Source organism: Pseudomonas sp. A-R-19 (genome assembly GCF_019956575.1).
GTDB lineage: Bacteria > Pseudomonadota > Gammaproteobacteria > Pseudomonadales > Pseudomonadaceae > Aquipseudomonas.
This window is the reverse complement of the sequence record NZ_JAHBDR010000046.1, coordinates 1-15198: the sequence shown is the minus strand read 5'-3', so window position 1 is coordinate 15198 and position 15198 is coordinate 1. Positions and strand designations below refer to the sequence as shown.

Below are 15198 nucleotides of genomic sequence, written 5' to 3'. Positions count from 1 at the left end.
GCGAGCAAGCCCGCTCCCACAATGGAATGCATTTCAAATGTGGGAGCGGGCTTGCTCGCGAAGGCCGCGACTCGGTCTCGGATCAGCCCTTGAGCTTCGCCCAGATCCGGTCCTGGAGTTCGCGTGCCTTGTTGCTGCACTCCTTCTCAGGGCGCAGGCGCGAGGCGAATTCGTCGGGCATGTTGATGGCGTCCATCACTCGCCACTTGGCGTCGATCAGCTTGTCGCTCTGGATGCCGTTGTCGTAGGCGATGGCGTTGGAGACGGCAGCGGCGTTTTCCGGTTTCATCATCCAGTCGATGAAGATCTTCGCGTTGCCGGGGTGTGGCGCGCTTTTCGGCACGGCGAAGTTGTCCTGGAACATCGCCAGGCCTTCCTTCGGATACACGTACTTGATGGTGCTCTTCTGCAAGGTGGCCCGGGCAGTGGAGCCGTTCCAGTTCTGCATCATGATCACCTCGCCGGAGGCCATGCGGTCGACGGTGTTGTCCGAGCTGTACATCTTCAGGAAGGGTTTCTGTTTTTGCAGCAGTTCGAGGATGCGCTTGGCGTCCTGCGGGTTTTCGCTGCACTCGTCGACATTCAGGTAATGGCTGGCGGCGTTGATCACGCTGCTGGAGGTGTCGAGGGCGGCGAGTTGGCCTTGCAGTTCCTTGCGTGGTTCGAAGAACTCTTTCCACGAGTCGTCGAGCTTGCCGCCGGGCACTCGCGCGCTGTCATAGGAGAAGCCGGTAGTGCCCCACAGGTACGGCGCCGAGAATTTGCGACCCGGGTCGAAGCTCGGGTCGCGGAACGCCGGTTTCACGTACTGAAAGTTGGGCAGGGCCGAGGCGTCGATTTCCAGCAGCAGGTCCTGGTTGATCAGCGTGCGCATGATCGATTGCGACGGCACGATCACGTCATACGCCGCACCGCCGGCCTGCAGCTTGGCCAGCAGGGTTTCGTTGCTGTCGTAGCCGTCCATGGTGACCTTGATCCCGGTCTCCTTTTCGAACTTGGCCAGCAGCTCGACCGGGTAGTAGTCGGTCCAGTTGTAGAAGAACAGCTCCTTGGGCTCGGCGGCCTGAGCGCCGAACGCAGTGATTGCGGTGAAGCAACTCAGGGCCAGACCGGCTACAGCGAAACACATGCTTTTTGTTTTCATGCTTTGCTCCAGGATCATTGGTTTTTGCCGCGCTGCCCCAGCCAGAAGGCCAGTACTACCAGCACGATGGAAATCACCAGCATCAGGGTCGAGATCGCGTTGATCTCCGGCGTCACGCCGGCCTTGATCGCCGAGAAGATGTACACCGGCAGGGTGGTCGAACCCGGCCCGGCGACGAAGAAGGTCATGATGAAATCGTCGAGGCTGACCACGAATGCCAGCACCGAACCGGACAGCACCGCCGGCCACAGCAACGGCAAGGTCACCCGGCGAAACACCTGCCATGGGTTGGCGTACAGATCGTTCGCCGCTTCCAGCAGGCTCTTGTCCAGGTCGTTGAGTCGCGCACGAATCGGCAGGTAGGCAAAGGGAATGCAGAAACCGATGTGGGCGACGATCACCGTCAGCAGGCCGAGCTTGATCCCCAGCGCCATGAACAGCAGCAGGGTGGCCACGGCCGTGACGATCTCCGGCAGGATCAGCGGCAGGTTGATCCCGCCCTCGACCATTTTCTGTCCGTAGAACGGCCGGTACGTTGCCAGCGCCGCGAGCAGGGCAATCGCCGTGGCGCAGACCGTGGCGATGCTGGCAACGATGATCGAGTTCAGCGCGGCGGTCTGGATCGACGGGTTGGCCAGGATGCGTCCGTACCAGGCGAACGAGAACTCGGTCCACACCGTCGCCGAGCGGTTGGCGTTGAAGCTGTAGGCAATGAGCACGAAAATCGGCAGGTACAGATAGGCCAGGATCAGCAGGCTGACTTCACGGGTCAGCGGCAGTTTCTTCAGGTGCAGGGCAATCATGCTTGGGCTCCTGGGCGTTGGGTCTTGGCGGCTTTGCGGCTATAGAGGGCGTACAGCACCAGGGACAGCAACATGATCCCCAGCAACAGGAACGACAGCGAACTGCCCAGCGGCCAGTTGCGCGCGGTGCCGAATTGCTGCTGGATCAGGTTGCCGATCATCAGCGTCTTGCCGCCGCCGAGGATCGCCGGGGTAATGAAGGCACCCAGGCTCGGCACGAACACCAGCAATGCACCGGCAATCACCCCTGGCATCGACAGCGGCAGGATGATCCGGCGCAACGCGTGCCAGCGATTGGCGCCCAGGTCGTAGGCCGCCTCTACCAGGCGCCAGTCGAGTTTTTCCAGGGTCGAGTAGATCGGCAGGATCATGAACGGCAGGAAGCTGTAGACCAGGCCGACGCTGACCGCGAAGTCGTTGTAGAGCAGGGTGATGCCACCGGCCTGCGGGAACAGCGCGTTGAGGCTCTGGGCCACCCAGCCGTGTTCGCGCAGGATGATCAGCCAGGCGTAGTTGCGGATCAGCAGGTTGGTCCAGAACGGGATGGTGATCAGCAATACCATGAGGTTGCGTCGGCGCGGTGTCAGGCTCGACATCCACAACGCCACCGGGAAACCGAACAGGAAACACAGGACCGTGGTGCCACCGGCCTGGAACACCGAGCGCAACAACGCTTGGGCGTAGACCCAGTTCAACTCCAGTTCACCGTCGAAGCCTTCCTGGAAAAACAGCTGCACGTAGCTTTGCAATTGCCAGTTGGCCTGCCAGTCGACGCCGCCATAGACGTTGCGCGGCAACAGGCTGATGTAGCCCATGATGCCCAACGGAATGGCGATCAGGGCCAGCAGGGTCAAAACCACCGGGCTGAGCAACAGCGCACGGTTGAGGGCCGGGGAAGTGCTGCTGACGCTCATCTCAGGCCTCCATCAGCAGGCAGGCATGGGGCGGCAGGTGGACCGCGACGCGATCACCCACCACCCGGCCGTGGTTCAGGCCTTCGTTGTTCTCGCGCAGCATGACCTTGATGTCGTTGTTCAGGCGGCATTGGTAGAGCGTGGCCGTGCCGACATACAGCACGGCCTCGATCACACCGCGCAGATGATGTGGCTGCGTCGGCTCGACCAGTTGCGAACGCTCGGGGCGGAACGCCAGTTGCACCTTGCTGCCGTCAAAGCCCTGGGCCGGGCAGGGGATCTCCACTGGCATGCCGTTGGGCACGAAAAGCTTTTCGTTCTGCTGGCCACGCTTGAGGTGGCCGGGAAGGAAATTGATGTCGCCGATGAACTGCGCGACGAACTGGTGTTGCGGCCGCTCGTAGATATCGTTGGGCGTGCCGATTTGCAGGATCTTGCCGGCGGACATCACGGCGATGCGATCAGACAGGGTCAGCGCTTCTTCCTGGTCGTGGGTGACGAAAATGAAGGTGATCCCGGCTTCTTTCTGCACGCGCTTGAGTTCGACCTGCATTTCCTTGCGCAGCTTGAGGTCCAGCGCCGACAGCGGTTCGTCCAGCAACAACACTTTTGGCTTCGGCGCCAGGGCCCGGGCCAGAGCCACCCGCTGCTGTTGGCCGCCGGACAGTTCGGCCGGTTTGCGCTTGGCCAGGTGCTGCATTTGCACCAGTGCGAGCATTTCATTGACGCGCTGGGGGATCAGTTTGCGATCAAGGCCCTGCATCTCGAGGCCGAAGGCGATATTCTGCGCGACACTCATGTGCGGAAACAGCGCGTAACTCTGGAACACCGTGTTGACCCGACGCTTGAACGGCGGTAAATCGTTGACCGGCTCGCCCGCAAGGCGGATCTCACCTTCGCTGACGTGCTCGAAGCCGGCGATGGTGCGCAACAGGGTGGTCTTGCCGCAGCCTGAGGGGCCGAGCAGGGTGAAGAATTCGTTGTCGGCAATGTCGACCGAGACGTTGTCCAGGGCGGGTGCCAAGCCTGGATCGTCGGAATATCGTTTTGAGACGTTTCGCACTTCAATTGCAACTGGATGACCCATAATGGTGCATTCCTCTAATTATTGTATGCAAAATCTGGATGCAATTTAGAAATACCCGGATTAATCTGCCCGTGCAAGCCCCTTTTTCATAGGCTGTTCATTCGCCAGGGTTGGTTGCACAGGGCGCCAGGAGTTGATGAATGACGGAAAAGAAACTGGAAACCACGGTCGACCGCGTCTACCAAGGGGTTTACGAGGCGATCAGCAAGCGCTCGTTGCGTCCGGGAATGAAGCTTGGCGAAGCTTCTTTGGCCGAGCTGTTCAATGTCAGCCGCACGTCTGTGCGAGCTGCGCTCAAGCAATTGGAAGCCGACGGACTGGTCACCACCGAGCCCAATAAAGGTGCATCGGTATCGCTGCCCAGTGACGAGGAGATCCGCTCGCTGTTCGAAACCCGGCGTCTGGTCGAGATCGGTATCGTCAGTGAACTGTGCCGTCGTCGCGATACGGCGGTGACCCAGGACCTGCGCGATCATTTGCTGCTCGAAGATGAAGCGCATCAAAGCGGCGACCACGAACGGCTGATTCACCTGCTCGGCGAGTTCCACATCAAACTGGCCCGCAGCCTGAACAACCCGGTGCTGCTCGACTGGTTCCAGAAGCTGATTTCCCGGGCGTCGCTGTATGCCGCCGCGCTGGATGACGACAGCCATGAGGCCTGTCGCGACGATGAACACCTGCGGCTGATCGAATACATCGAAGCGGGCAACCAGAGCGCAGCCATCGAGCTGACCTGCATGCACTTGAATGGTATCGAGAAGGCCATCCTGGATGTCGCGGCGACCCTGAAAAGCAGTTACAACCCGCTCAAGCATTTGATTGAGGTCTAGACCCCGCTGAAGACCAAACTGTAGGAGCGGGCTTGCCCGCGATAGCGGTGTTCCTGTCGCCATATTCTTTTGGTGTGCCGACGCCTTCGCGGGCAAGCCCGCTCCTACAGGGGATCTCCGGTGGCCCGCGAGAATCAGCTATACCTCTATGAAACGAATCGCGTCCGAAATGCTCGAAACAAACGGGTGCAATTTCCGGGATAGAGCCAGCCGATGCAGTTTCTAGCGGATAGCCACGGGTGTGCCGGGTGGAATGGCGAAATGGCCGGGCGCATTCGTGCGTTCGACTGGAGCCTGACCGAACTCGGCCCGCTCGACTCATGGTCCAAGAGCCTGAACAGTGCGGTGCGGTTGATGCTCGCCTCGCCGTTGCCGATGGTCATGCTCTGGGGCCAGTCCGGGTACATGATCTACAACGACGCCTACTCGAAGTTTGCCGGTGGACGTCATCCGTATCTGCTCGGCTCCGCTGTGGAGTTGGGCTGGCCGGAAGTCGCCGAATTCAATCGTAACGTGGTGGATACCTGCCTGGCGGGTGGCACCCTGTCCTATCGCAATAAAGTCCTGGTATTGCTGCGCGATGGCGTTCCCGAGGATGTCTGGCTCGACCTCTATTACAGTCCGGTGGCCGACGATGACGGGCGCCCGGGCGGGGTCATGGCCATGGTGGTGGAAACGACGGAGCGGGTGATATCCGAACGCCGGCGACAGGCGGCCGAAGACGCCTACCGCGCCGACAACGAACGGGTGCGCCTGGCGCTGAACGCCGGTGCCTTGCTCGGTTCCTTTGTCTGGAACATAAAAACCAACGTACTGTCGGGTGATGAGCGCTTCGTCCGCACGTTTTCCTATCCACCCGGGCAGGATCTGCAAGACCTGTCCCAGGAAATCGCTGAAAGTCGGATCCATCCGGATGACCGTGGCTGGGTCCAGGAGCGGGTCACACTGTCGGTCGAGACAGGTGAACCGTACAACGTCGAGTACCGGATCCAGCGTCCCGACGGCAGTTACCTCTGGGTGCTCGCCAGCGGTTGTTGCGAGTTCGATGAGCAGGGCGAGGCGTTTCGTTTTCCCGGTGTGCTGATAGATATCCACGAGCGCAAGACCGCCGAAGAATCCCTGCTCAAGTTCACCCGCAACCTCGAACAACGGGTGGCCGAAGAGGTCGAGGCGCGGCTGGCGGCGGAGGAGCAACTGCGCCAGTCACAGAAACTCGAAGCCATCGGCGGCCTCACCGGTGGTGTGGCCCATGACTTCAACAACCTGTTGCAAGTGATCGCCGGCAACCTGCACCTGCTCGCGCGCCATGAGCCGGATAACCCCAATGTGCAGCGTCGGGTATCGGCGTCCATTGCTGCGGTCGAGCGCGGTGCCAAGCTGTCCTCGCAATTGCTTGCCTTCGCCCGACGCCAACCGTTGTCGCCTGCGGTCTTTACGTTGCGGCAGATTTTCGATGGCCTGGCGGAGCTGTTGCTGCGTGCCTTGGGTGAAACCCTTCAAGTTCAAATGACGGCACCCGAAGACTCCTGGAATGTGTTTGTCGATCGCAACCAACTGGAAAACGCCATTCTCAATCTGGCGATCAATGCCCGTGACGCCCTTCAAGGCGAGGGCCGGATTGATCTTTGTGCGGAAAACATCGTCCTGGGTCACCAATTTTGCGCCGGCAAGGGCATCTCCGCCGGGGACTATGTACGGGTGTCCGTGACGGATACTGGCGTCGGCATGCCGCCGCAGGTGCTGGCCCAGGCGTTCGAGCCATTCTTCACCACCAAGGCCGACGGTCAGGGCACCGGATTAGGCTTGAGCATGGTGTTTGGTTTCGTCAAACAGAGTGGCGGTCATATCGAAATTGCCAGCGACGTCGGGCAGGGCACCCGGGTGCAGCTGTATTTTCCGCGCACCTTGCGCGCGGCCTCCACTGAAACGCCGGGCCCCGGTGTGTCACAGCGGGGCGGGCACGAACGCATCCTGGTAGTCGAAGACAATGAGGCCGTGCGGGTGTCGGTGGTGGAACTGTTGCGTGAAGAGGGTTATCAGATCCTCACGGCCACCAACGGTGACGTCGCCATGCAGATGTTGCTGGAAGGCCTGGCGGTGGACCTGATATTCACCGACGTGGTCATGCCAGGCCTGATCAAGAGCTCGGACCTGGCGGCCTGGGCGAAAGTGCAGGAGCCACCGGTGGCCGTGCTGTTTACCTCGGGGCATACCCGCGACATCATCTCGCGCAATCACCAGCTCAGCCCCGACACCCACTTGCTGAGCAAACCCTACAATCCCGATGCGCTCAGGCAGATGGTGCGCACGGTGCTTAGCGGCTAAGCAACCTTTGCCACATCGGTCGCATTGTTGGCCCTGCTATTTGCCTGGATGGGCGGCCTGAAGTGTCTTCGCCATCCCGAGGTGTTTTTCCAGCGCCGGCAGCATTTTTTGCGCAAAGCCCTTGAGCTCGGTGGCACCTTTGACCCGGTCGTCCGTCACTGTATTGGCCTCCTTCTTGAACAGCTCGATGGCTTCTTCATGAGCCTTGACCTGATTGTCGGCATAGGCTGCGTCGAAGGACTCGTCACGCATATCGAGGATTTTTTCCTTGGCTTGTTTGGTCAGTGTCGTGCTGTCCGGCACTTCGATGTCGTATTTTTTCGCCAGGGCGGCCAGTTCATCGTTGGCCTTGGAATGATCGGTAATCATCATGTTGGCGAACTCCTTGACGTCGGCTGATGCACTTTTTTCCAGGGCCATCCGGCTGGCCTCGACTTCGGCGATGCCGCCAGCCGCGGCTTTGTCGACAAAATCATTGGAAGTGGCAGCCAGGGCGCTGCCGATGCAACTGCCAAGGGCAACAGCGAGGACCAGGTGACGCACGTTGAATCCGTCCATAGGTGATTCTCCACGCAGGTTTCAAAAGGTGATCGAATGATCGTTAACCGGTGGAGGCGCTGGCGCAGGCAAAGGTTTTATCGCATTTGCGACAGGACGACGAACGGACACCGCTGGTCTGACAGGTGGTCGACAGAACCGCCTAACCAAGGCCATTCTGATAGTTGGTGAACGCAATAGATCGCGTTTCGCTGCCGATCAACAAACGGAGGTGTTCCATGCCGGTGCCCCATGACCTTTATCAGGATCTGAAACGCTCAAAGGAAGAAATCCAGCAGAAACGCACCAAGGATCCGTTACTGGATTCACTGCTTAACAAGTATTCCCAGGCGGATGCCGAAGTGGTGAAGGCAGAGGAGGCCAAATCCAACGATGACATGGTAAGGAAGCTCAAGGAGGTGCGTTTGCAGGTCAAGGACAAGATCGTCAAGCAACTGGGCTCGTAGCCCTGCCTCACCGAACCTGCCACCGACGATCGGTGGCTGAAAAGTTGGAACGGCAAACCGAACCGGCACCTCGAATGCTCAGAGACCGATGCTACGGCTCTCAACGAGGTGCCTCATGACCCAGCCCAAATACCCAAGCGAACAACAGGGTGGCTACGACCCGATACCCACTCACCCCGAACCGCTGAGCCCCGAACACACCACGGCCAATCCCGAGGAAGAGCCGGGCATTGATGAGTTTCCGGAGGATGAGGGTGTCGACGTCGATTCAGAATGAACACCGTCCCTTGTGGGAGCGGGCTTGCTCGCGAATGCGGTTGGTCATTCAAAAGTGATGTCGACTGACACTACGCCTTCGCGAGCAAGCCCGCTCCCACATGGGGGCTTCGGTGAATTCAGGAAGGGGGACTGCTCATTGCAATGCCTTGCTCAAAGGCAACCGCGCCATGTTCTGCGCTTTCAGTGAGCCGAAATACAACCAGTCCCCGTACTCGCGCACCGTGGTGATCGGTGAGTAGTTGTCGCTGCTGTCGTCCTGCAGATTGGCGATCACTTTGCCTTCAAGGTCCAGGCCCAGGACAAACCCGCGCTTTTCCACGGGTTTGGGCAAGACGGTCATGGCCCGCACGATCATCTTGCGCACGAACGGATGCGCCGCCGTGCCATCGAGCAAGGCGTTGCGGGGAGCATACAATGCTACCCAGAACCGGTCGTGGCCATTGAACGACAGGTTGTCCGGGAGCCCCGGCAGGTTATCGATGAACAGGTCGTGGGTACCGGCCTTGGGGCCGCTGAGCCAATAGCGATTGATGCGGTAGGCGCCGGTTTCATTGACCAGGACATAGGCATCGTCCGGTCCCAGCGCCACGCCGTTGGCAAACTCCAGCTTGTCCAGCACAACCGATGTCTTGCCGGTCTGGAAGTCGTAGCGCAGCAGGCGACCGTCACCGCCGTGTTCGAGCACGGCCTCACCGTCGTGACCATAGCCGTAGCGGCGCGACGCATCGCTGAAATAGGCGTAATGACCCGGTTTGTCGATAGCCACATCGTCGGTAAAGCCGAAGGGAACGCCGTCAGACTCTGTGGTCAGGGCCACCAGGCGCCCCTGGGCGTCGAGTGACAACAAGCCTTTGACTGCATCGGCGATCACCAGCAGGCCATTCGGATGCCGGGCCAGGCCCAGTGGCCGGCCACCGGTATCGGCCAGGACTTTCCTGGTCTTGCCATCCAGGCTGGTGCTGATCAGGCGACCGTCGTGCAGGCCGGTAATGAGCATATCGTTTTCCAGCAACAAGGCTTCCGGCCCGTCGATGTCGGTGGCACCGATGCGCTCCACGCCCTTGAGCCGCTGATTCGCGGCGTAGATTCCGCTGGACAGGGATGGCGCAGGCTGTGGCGTCCAGGCCACCGGTCGTACCTTGGTCGGCATCAGCAGCAGGAAGGCGCCGATGACGACAATGATCAGCAACAGGCACTTGAAGGTTCTGCTCACGCGCTGACCCCTGTGGTCACCAGGTAATTCTGCGCCTTGTCGCGCAACGCCTGCAGCGACGCCGCCGATTCCCGGTCGATGCGCCGCTTGAGCAGCAACCGGTTGGCGATCCGCATCGCCAGACCGCTGAATTGATACTCCAGGGTGCGGACGAAATGTGTGTTGTCGCCTGTGGCATCGCATTCATAGGTGACCACCAGCGACAGGCCATGATCACCCTCGGCCCGGGCGCTCCAGCGCCGTCCGGGCAGGTACTCGGCCACCTCCCAGCTCAAGTGCCCGTCGCGGCCGCCGGCACGGATGTCCTCCTCGAAACGTGCGCCGGCATGCAACGGGCCTTTTGGCCCATCGATATGCAGCGACGAAGGGTGCCATTGTGGCCAGAGGGTCACGGTGCTGGCGTAGGCCAGTACTTCGATCGGGCGTCCGGCAATGACAATCTGATGCTGCATGCGGGTCATGGGCGTTCTCGTCGGGTTGAGCGGCGCAGGTTCCGGCTCCCAATAAAGGGTGCCGAACAGGTAGTCCATCAGCGGGAAAACGATGTTGAAATTACGCTCTTGCATCAGTTCGCGGCGGTGGTGCAACTCGTGCAGCCGGCGCATCTGGCGGATCCACGGCAACCGCGTGAGCGGGTTGCGCGGCGGCAGATGCTCGCAGGCATGAAATACTTCATAAGCCAGGTAGCCGAGGACAAGAAAGCCGCCGACCAGTCCGGCGACGTTGGTATTCGATTGCTTGAGCAGCCACCAGAGGGGCAGGGCGACGGCGAGGGTGTGCAGCACGATCAGCCAGGCCGGAAACAGAATCACCCGCCAGTCGCGCGCGCTGTCGTAGGTCATGTGGCCGGGGGTGAAAAAACTGTGGTGGTCGCCGGCGTGACGGGCATAAAACAGCCGGGCGAAGCTCTTTTTATGATGCCCCAGATGGCGATGCACCCTGTACACGCCGAGGTTGAACAACAGCAGCGTGACGGGCACCGCCAGCCATTCTGTCGGCCGCACCTGGTGCACGTTGCTCCAGAACGCGCTGATCGCCAGTGCCCCGAACACCAGGACAAAAGCGCCATGCAGCCAAGGGTTGTAGAGTGGACGAATGTCGGCGCGGTAGCGGCTGCGGAATCCTTCGGTGGTCTGCCTCACTGCAATCACCTGTCGTTTTTGTTATCTCCTTAAGATTAGCCGATCCCGATGATTTGACGGGCTGAACCTCAAGGACACAACGGCCATGATCCGGTGCAAACCGGTCTCAGGTCAGCGGGTCCCAGCGTTGCGACCAGTCTTCGTCGGAATCGATGACTTTACGCAGCAGGTCGAAGGCGCGTTGCAGTGTCGGCGAGTCACGATCGCGCGAATAGACCAGATAGGTCGGGTAGTTGAATTCGGGAGCCTTGGGCACCCGTTCCAGGGCGCCGCTGTCGAGATAACTCTGTACGACACGGGTGCGGAAGTAGCCACTGCCGCCGTTTTCGAGAAGGTACTGCAAGCCCAGCGGGCCGAGGTTGAAGCTCAGGGCAGCCTTGGCTTTTTCCGGCAGGGCGGCATCGTGCTGGCGCCGGAAATCAGCACCCCAATCGATGTACACATAAGGATCGGGCCTGTCGGCCAGGCGCACGAGGATCAGTTTTTCTTCGAGAATCTGCTCGACCTGCAGACGCGGCCAATACTCGGGCTGATACACCAGCGCGGCATCCAGAACGCCCAACTCCAGTTGGCGCAGCAGGTTTTCGCCGTCACGGATTTCCATACGCAAGGCGTGGCTGGGGATGTTCTTGCGGATTTCGCCGGCCCAGCCGAGCATCAACGGGTTACACAGGCTCACCTCGCCACCGATGTGCAGCACGTCGCGGTAGCCCTCGGGTAATGGCAGATCACGCCGCGCGGCTTCCCAGGTTTGCACCAGTTGATTGGCGTACACCACGAACGCTTCACCGTTGGGCGTCAGGCGCGCGCCGGCACGATTGCGCACGAACAGGGTGCTGCCCAGTTGGCTCTCGAGTTTCTGCACCCGCGCGGTGATCGCGGTCTGGGTGACATGCAGCTTTTGCGCGGCGGCAGCGAGGCTGCCATGGCGAACGATTTCGAGGAAGGTACGGGCGAGGTCGATGTCCATGGGGTGGCCGGTGGTGTAAGTGCTCGCATTGTAAGAGCACCACCGAACTTGTGGCGAGGGGGCTTGCCCCCGTTCGGCTGCGAAGCAGTCGTCGATCCGAAGCCCTGCTATGTTTGAGCGGGTCTAAAGGGCCGCTTCGCGCCCCAACGGGGGCAAGCCCCCTCGCCACAAGGGACAGTGACAAGCAGGCAAAAACGACAAATCCCGCCACTAAGGGCGGGATTCGTTTGCAGCAGGCACGCCCCCGAAAATCGGGAGCCCGGTGCTTACGACGGGAACAGTTCGGACAGTTTCATCGCCAGCATCATGTCGCCTTCAGCGCGCAGCTTGCCGCCCATGAACGCTTGCATGCCGTCAGTCGAACCGTCGACGATGCCTTCCAGGGTTTCGCCGTCCATCACCAGAGTCACCTGGGCGTCCGGGTTCTCGCCTTCCTGCAGCTCGCAAGTGCTGTTCTTGACGATCAGCGAGAAGTTCTTGGTGTCGTCGATGCGGAAACCGAAGACCAGGTCCAGACCGGCAGCAGCGGCTGGGTTGAACTTGGCTTTCATTGCTTGTACGGCGTCTGCTACGGAGGTCATGGTTCGATCCTTTCTTGGGTAATAAGAGCTGGGTGATTACAGCCAGGGTCACAATAGTCCGGACTCAGCGAAACGTGATGAGTTCCGGTGCCTTCAACAGTTGCAGGTGCGCATGACCGTTGAAGGAAGCCAGGGCCACCTCGCGACCACGAAACTTAAGCTGGTTGAGCGAGGTGTTGACGATTTGCCAGTTCAATTCAAAGGCCTGCCGGGCAGGCATTTGCGTAATCAGGTGGAGCAGGGCAGTGATGGTGCCGCCGGAGGTGAACACGGCGATTTTCTGGGTGTTGTCGGCCTGGTCGAGAATACGATGCAAGCCGGCCCGCACCCGCTCGACAAAGCCCAGCCAGCTTTCCAGCCCCGGTGTGTCATAGGTGCCGGCAAGCCAGCGCTCGATGATCAGGGCGAAGATACGCTGGAACTCACCACGGTTTTGCGCGGCGTTGCGCAAGATGTTCAGCGCTTCGGGCTCGTCCGGCAGCATGGCCGGCAACAACGCGCGGATCACTGCATCGGCGTCGAATTCGTTGAAGGCGGAGTCGGTTTCCAGGATCGGCACCGGCAGGCCCACCGCAGCGAATTGTTCCAGCGCGCTGTTGGCCGTGTGCTGCTGGCGGCGCAGGTCGCCCGCCAGGCAGCGGTCGAAGCTGATCCCCAGTTCGGCCAGGTGACGGCCAAGGATTTCAGCCTGACGAATGCCGGTCGGCGACAGGACGTCATAGTCGTCTGCACCAAAGGAGGCCTGGCCATGTCGAATCAGATAGATACTGCCCACGTCCGCGTCTTCCCGGTACGTTGAAGGTTTGGCGAGGTTATGAGGATGGCGGTGAGCTGTCAATGAAAAAACATACGCTTGTTTGAAATGCCCGTTACACGCCTGTTGCCTGAGGTTTCACGGCTGGTCGCAAGGTCGGCGCATGGGTATGCTGGAGGTATCCCGCGCGCGTTCAAGCCGCGCATCGTTTGAGGAGTCCCCGTGGAGTTTTTTTCCGAGTACGCCATTTTTCTGGCCAAGACCGTGACCCTGGTGATCGCCATCCTGGTGGTCCTGGCCAGCTTTGCGGCCCTGCGCAGCAAAGGGCGGCGCAAGTCGGCCGGCCAGTTGCAGGTCAGCAAGCTCAATGATTTCTACAAAGGACTGCGCGAGCGCCTGGAGCAGACCTTGCTCGACAAGGACCAGCTCAAGGCCCTGCGCAAGACCCAGGCTAAAACCGACAAGAAACAGAAGAAAAAGCCCGAAGCCAAACCCCGGGTGTTCGTGCTGGATTTCAACGGCGATATCAAGGCTTCGGCCACCGAAAGCCTGCGCCACGAAATCACGGCATTGCTGACCCTCGCCACTCCGAAGGACGAAGTGGTGCTGCGCCTGGAAAGCGGCGGCGGCATGGTCCACAGCTACGGCCTGGCCTCCTCGCAACTGGCGCGTATCCGCGAAGCCGGCGTGCCCCTGACCGTGTGCATCGACAAGGTCGCGGCCAGCGGCGGCTACATGATGGCGTGCATCGGCCAGAAGATCATCAGCGCGCCGTTCGCGATCCTCGGCTCGATTGGCGTGGTCGCACAGTTGCCTAACGTCAATCGCCTGCTGAAAAAGCACGACATCGACTTTGAAGTGCTGACCGCCGGTGAATACAAACGCACCCTGACGGTGTTTGGCGAAAACACCGAGAAGGGCCGGGAGAAGTTCCAGCAAGACCTGGACATCACTCATCAACTGTTCAAGAACTTCGTGTCGCGGTATCGCCCGCAACTGGCGATCGATGAAGTGGCCACCGGCGAAATCTGGCTCGGTGTCGCGGCGCTGGACAAGCACCTGGTCGACGAACTCAAGACCAGCGATGAATACCTCGCTGAACGTGCCAGCAAGTCCGAGCTCTATCACTTGCACTACGCCGAACGCAAAAGCCTGCCAGAGCGCATCGGCATGGCCGCCAGCGGCTCGGTCGATCGCGTGCTGCTGAGTTGGTGGAGCCGTTTGACCCAGCAACGCTTCTGGTAGCAGGGCAGGAGATCGTGCAAAACATCCAGCCGGGGCATTAGCCCCGGTTTTTTTGGAGGCTTTCACTGATTTGTAGGGCACGGCCCTTTGTAGGAGCCGGCTTGCTGGCGATGGTCGTTAACGATAACGCGTGTGGGCTGGATAAACGCGGCGCACTTGAGTCCATCGCCAGCAAGCCGGCTCCTACAGTTTGGTGTTCACATCTTTTCGACCAGGACGCAGTCCCTTGTAGGAGCTGGCTTGTCAGCGATGGTCGTCAACGATAACGCGTGTGACCTGGATAAACGCGGCGCACTGGAGGCCATCGCCAGCAAGCTGGCTCCTACAGTTTGGCGTTCACATCATTTCGACCAGGACGCGATCTCCTGTAGGAGCTGGCTTGCCAGCGATGGTCGCTAACGATAACGCGTGTAAACCGGATAAACGCGGCGCACTGGAGGCCATCGCCAGCAAGCCGGCTCCTACAGTTTGGCGTTCACATCATTTCGACCAGGACGCGGTCCCTTGTAGGAGCTGGCTTGCCAGCGATGGTCGTTAACGATAACGCGTGTGACCTGGATAACCGCGGCGCACTGGAGTCCATCGCCAGCAAGCCGGCTCCTACAGTTTGGTGTTCACATCATTTCGACCGGGACGCGGTCTCCTGTAGGAGCTGGCTTGCCAGCGATGGTCGCTAACGATAACGCGTGTAAACCGGATAAACGCGGCGCACTGGAGTCCATCGCCGGCAAGCCGGCTCCTACAGTTTGGCGTTCACATCATTTCGACTCGGACGCGGTCCCTTGTAATTGGATGGACTCGCCCAAGCCGAGGCGTCAATGCGCCACGGTGGCAGTCTAAACAGCCAACGACAGCGAGGGCGAGTCCATGAAAAATCATAGTTCGTTTGATCAATCCGTGTCTTCTT

General features: G+C 60.3%; 15 protein-coding genes. 5 read left to right on the top strand and 10 right to left on the bottom strand.

Features of this window, described 5'->3' with window-relative positions; translation table 11 throughout:
* Positions 1-82: 82 nt before the first annotated feature.
* Genes KGA88_RS10705 through KGA88_RS10690 form a run of 4 tightly spaced genes read right to left on the bottom strand, consistent with a single transcriptional unit; the run spans position 83 to position 3948 of the window.
* A complete protein-coding gene (locus KGA88_RS10705) occupies positions 83-1144 on the bottom strand; it encodes an extracellular solute-binding protein (protein WP_110659204.1) in 1062 nt (353 codons plus the stop codon).
* A gap of 14 nt (positions 1145-1158) precedes the next feature.
* Positions 1159-1947, bottom strand: a complete 789-nt coding sequence (locus KGA88_RS10700) for an ABC transporter permease (RefSeq protein WP_110659203.1) — start codon at positions 1945-1947, stop codon at positions 1159-1161.
* The gene (locus tag KGA88_RS10695) at positions 1944-2861 is read right to left on the bottom strand and encodes an ABC transporter permease (RefSeq protein ID WP_103393125.1); all 918 of its coding nucleotides are present in this window, start codon (positions 2859-2861) and stop codon (positions 1944-1946) included. The genes KGA88_RS10700 and KGA88_RS10695 overlap by 4 nt, the downstream gene beginning before the upstream one ends.
* A gap of 1 nt (position 2862) precedes the next feature.
* A complete protein-coding gene (locus tag KGA88_RS10690) occupies positions 2863-3948 on the bottom strand; it encodes an ABC transporter ATP-binding protein (RefSeq protein WP_110659202.1) in 1086 nt (361 codons plus the stop codon).
* A 140-nt stretch (positions 3949-4088) separates the two neighbouring features.
* On the opposite strand from KGA88_RS10690, the gene KGA88_RS10685 reads away from it, so the two are divergent.
* Complete coding sequence (locus tag KGA88_RS10685; protein WP_007973313.1) at positions 4089-4778, top strand: GntR family transcriptional regulator; 690 nt, start codon at positions 4089-4091, stop codon at positions 4776-4778.
* Positions 4779-4991: 213 nt separating this feature from the next.
* Complete coding sequence (locus KGA88_RS10680) at positions 4992-7103, top strand: PAS domain-containing sensor histidine kinase (protein WP_223590776.1); 2112 nt, start codon at positions 4992-4994, stop codon at positions 7101-7103.
* A 36-nt stretch (positions 7104-7139) separates the two neighbouring features.
* Here KGA88_RS10680 and KGA88_RS10675 read toward each other — a convergent pair whose 3' ends face one another.
* Entirely contained in the window at positions 7140-7661 is a 522-nt protein-coding gene (locus KGA88_RS10675; protein WP_223590772.1) for a DUF4142 domain-containing protein, read from the bottom strand.
* Positions 7662-7879: 218 nt separating this feature from the next.
* Between KGA88_RS10675 and KGA88_RS10670 the strand changes: the two genes are divergently transcribed.
* A complete protein-coding gene (locus KGA88_RS10670; protein ID WP_110662011.1) occupies positions 7880-8107 on the top strand; it encodes a hypothetical protein in 228 nt (75 codons plus the stop codon).
* 115 nt (positions 8108-8222) lie between these two features.
* Positions 8223-8384, top strand: coding sequence for a hypothetical protein (locus KGA88_RS10665; protein WP_181432128.1), 162 nt, complete (start codon positions 8223-8225; stop codon positions 8382-8384).
* A 135-nt stretch (positions 8385-8519) separates the two neighbouring features.
* Here the strand turns inward: KGA88_RS10665 and KGA88_RS10660 are convergent, their stop codons facing one another.
* From KGA88_RS10660 to KGA88_RS10640, 5 genes are all read right to left on the bottom strand, one after another.
* Complete coding sequence (locus tag KGA88_RS10660) at positions 8520-9599, bottom strand: SMP-30/gluconolactonase/LRE family protein (RefSeq protein WP_223590769.1); 1080 nt, start codon at positions 9597-9599, stop codon at positions 8520-8522.
* Complete coding sequence (locus tag KGA88_RS10655) at positions 9596-10741, bottom strand: sterol desaturase/SRPBCC family protein (RefSeq protein ID WP_223590766.1); 1146 nt, start codon at positions 10739-10741, stop codon at positions 9596-9598. Before KGA88_RS10655 ends, KGA88_RS10660 begins: the two co-directional genes overlap by 4 nt.
* A gap of 106 nt (positions 10742-10847) precedes the next feature.
* Positions 10848-11711 carry a LysR family transcriptional regulator gene (locus KGA88_RS10650; RefSeq protein WP_223590749.1) on the bottom strand — a complete coding sequence of 288 codons (864 nt, stop codon included), beginning with the start codon at positions 11709-11711 and terminating at the stop codon, positions 10848-10850.
* Positions 11712-11977: 266 nt separating this feature from the next.
* Entirely contained in the window at positions 11978-12292 is a 315-nt protein-coding gene (locus KGA88_RS10645; RefSeq protein ID WP_007976511.1) for an SCP2 sterol-binding domain-containing protein, read from the bottom strand.
* A 64-nt stretch (positions 12293-12356) separates the two neighbouring features.
* Positions 12357-13067 carry a histidine phosphatase family protein gene (locus KGA88_RS10640; RefSeq protein ID WP_110662637.1) on the bottom strand — a complete coding sequence of 237 codons (711 nt, stop codon included), beginning with the start codon at positions 13065-13067 and terminating at the stop codon, positions 12357-12359.
* Between the two features lie 201 nt (positions 13068-13268).
* On the opposite strand from KGA88_RS10640, the gene sohB reads away from it, so the two are divergent.
* Positions 13269-14291 (top strand): protease SohB, encoded by a 1023-nt coding sequence (sohB, locus tag KGA88_RS10635; protein WP_110662636.1) that lies wholly within the window; start codon positions 13269-13271, stop codon positions 14289-14291.
* Positions 14292-15198 lie beyond the last annotated feature (907 nt).

Bases quoted from the DNA above. Each gene is read 5' to 3' on its own strand.
- KGA88_RS10690 (WP_110659202.1), bottom strand. From the start codon at position 3,948: ATGGGTCATCCAGTTGCAATTGAAGTGCGAAACGTCTCAAAACGATAT.
- KGA88_RS10695 (WP_103393125.1), bottom strand. From the start codon at position 2,861: ATGAGCGTCAGCAGCACTTCCCCGGCCCTCAACCGTGCGCTGTTGCTC.
- KGA88_RS10650 (WP_223590749.1), bottom strand. From the start codon at position 11,711: ATGGACATCGACCTCGCCCGTACCTTCCTCGAAATCGTTCGCCATGGC.
- KGA88_RS10705 (WP_110659204.1), bottom strand. From the start codon at position 1,144: ATGAAAACAAAAAGCATGTGTTTCGCTGTAGCCGGTCTGGCCCTGAGT.
- KGA88_RS10675 (WP_223590772.1), bottom strand. From the start codon at position 7,661: ATGGACGGATTCAACGTGCGTCACCTGGTCCTCGCTGTTGCCCTTGGC.
- KGA88_RS10680 (WP_223590776.1), top strand. From the start codon at position 4,992: ATGCAGTTTCTAGCGGATAGCCACGGGTGTGCCGGGTGGAATGGCGAA.
- KGA88_RS10670 (WP_110662011.1), top strand. From the start codon at position 7,880: ATGCCGGTGCCCCATGACCTTTATCAGGATCTGAAACGCTCAAAGGAA.
- KGA88_RS10685 (WP_007973313.1), top strand. From the start codon at position 4,089: ATGACGGAAAAGAAACTGGAAACCACGGTCGACCGCGTCTACCAAGGG.
- KGA88_RS10645 (WP_007976511.1), bottom strand. From the start codon at position 12,292: ATGACCTCCGTAGCAGACGCCGTACAAGCAATGAAAGCCAAGTTCAAC.
- KGA88_RS10700 (WP_110659203.1), bottom strand. From the start codon at position 1,947: ATGATTGCCCTGCACCTGAAGAAACTGCCGCTGACCCGTGAAGTCAGC.
- KGA88_RS10665 (WP_181432128.1), top strand. From the start codon at position 8,223: ATGACCCAGCCCAAATACCCAAGCGAACAACAGGGTGGCTACGACCCG.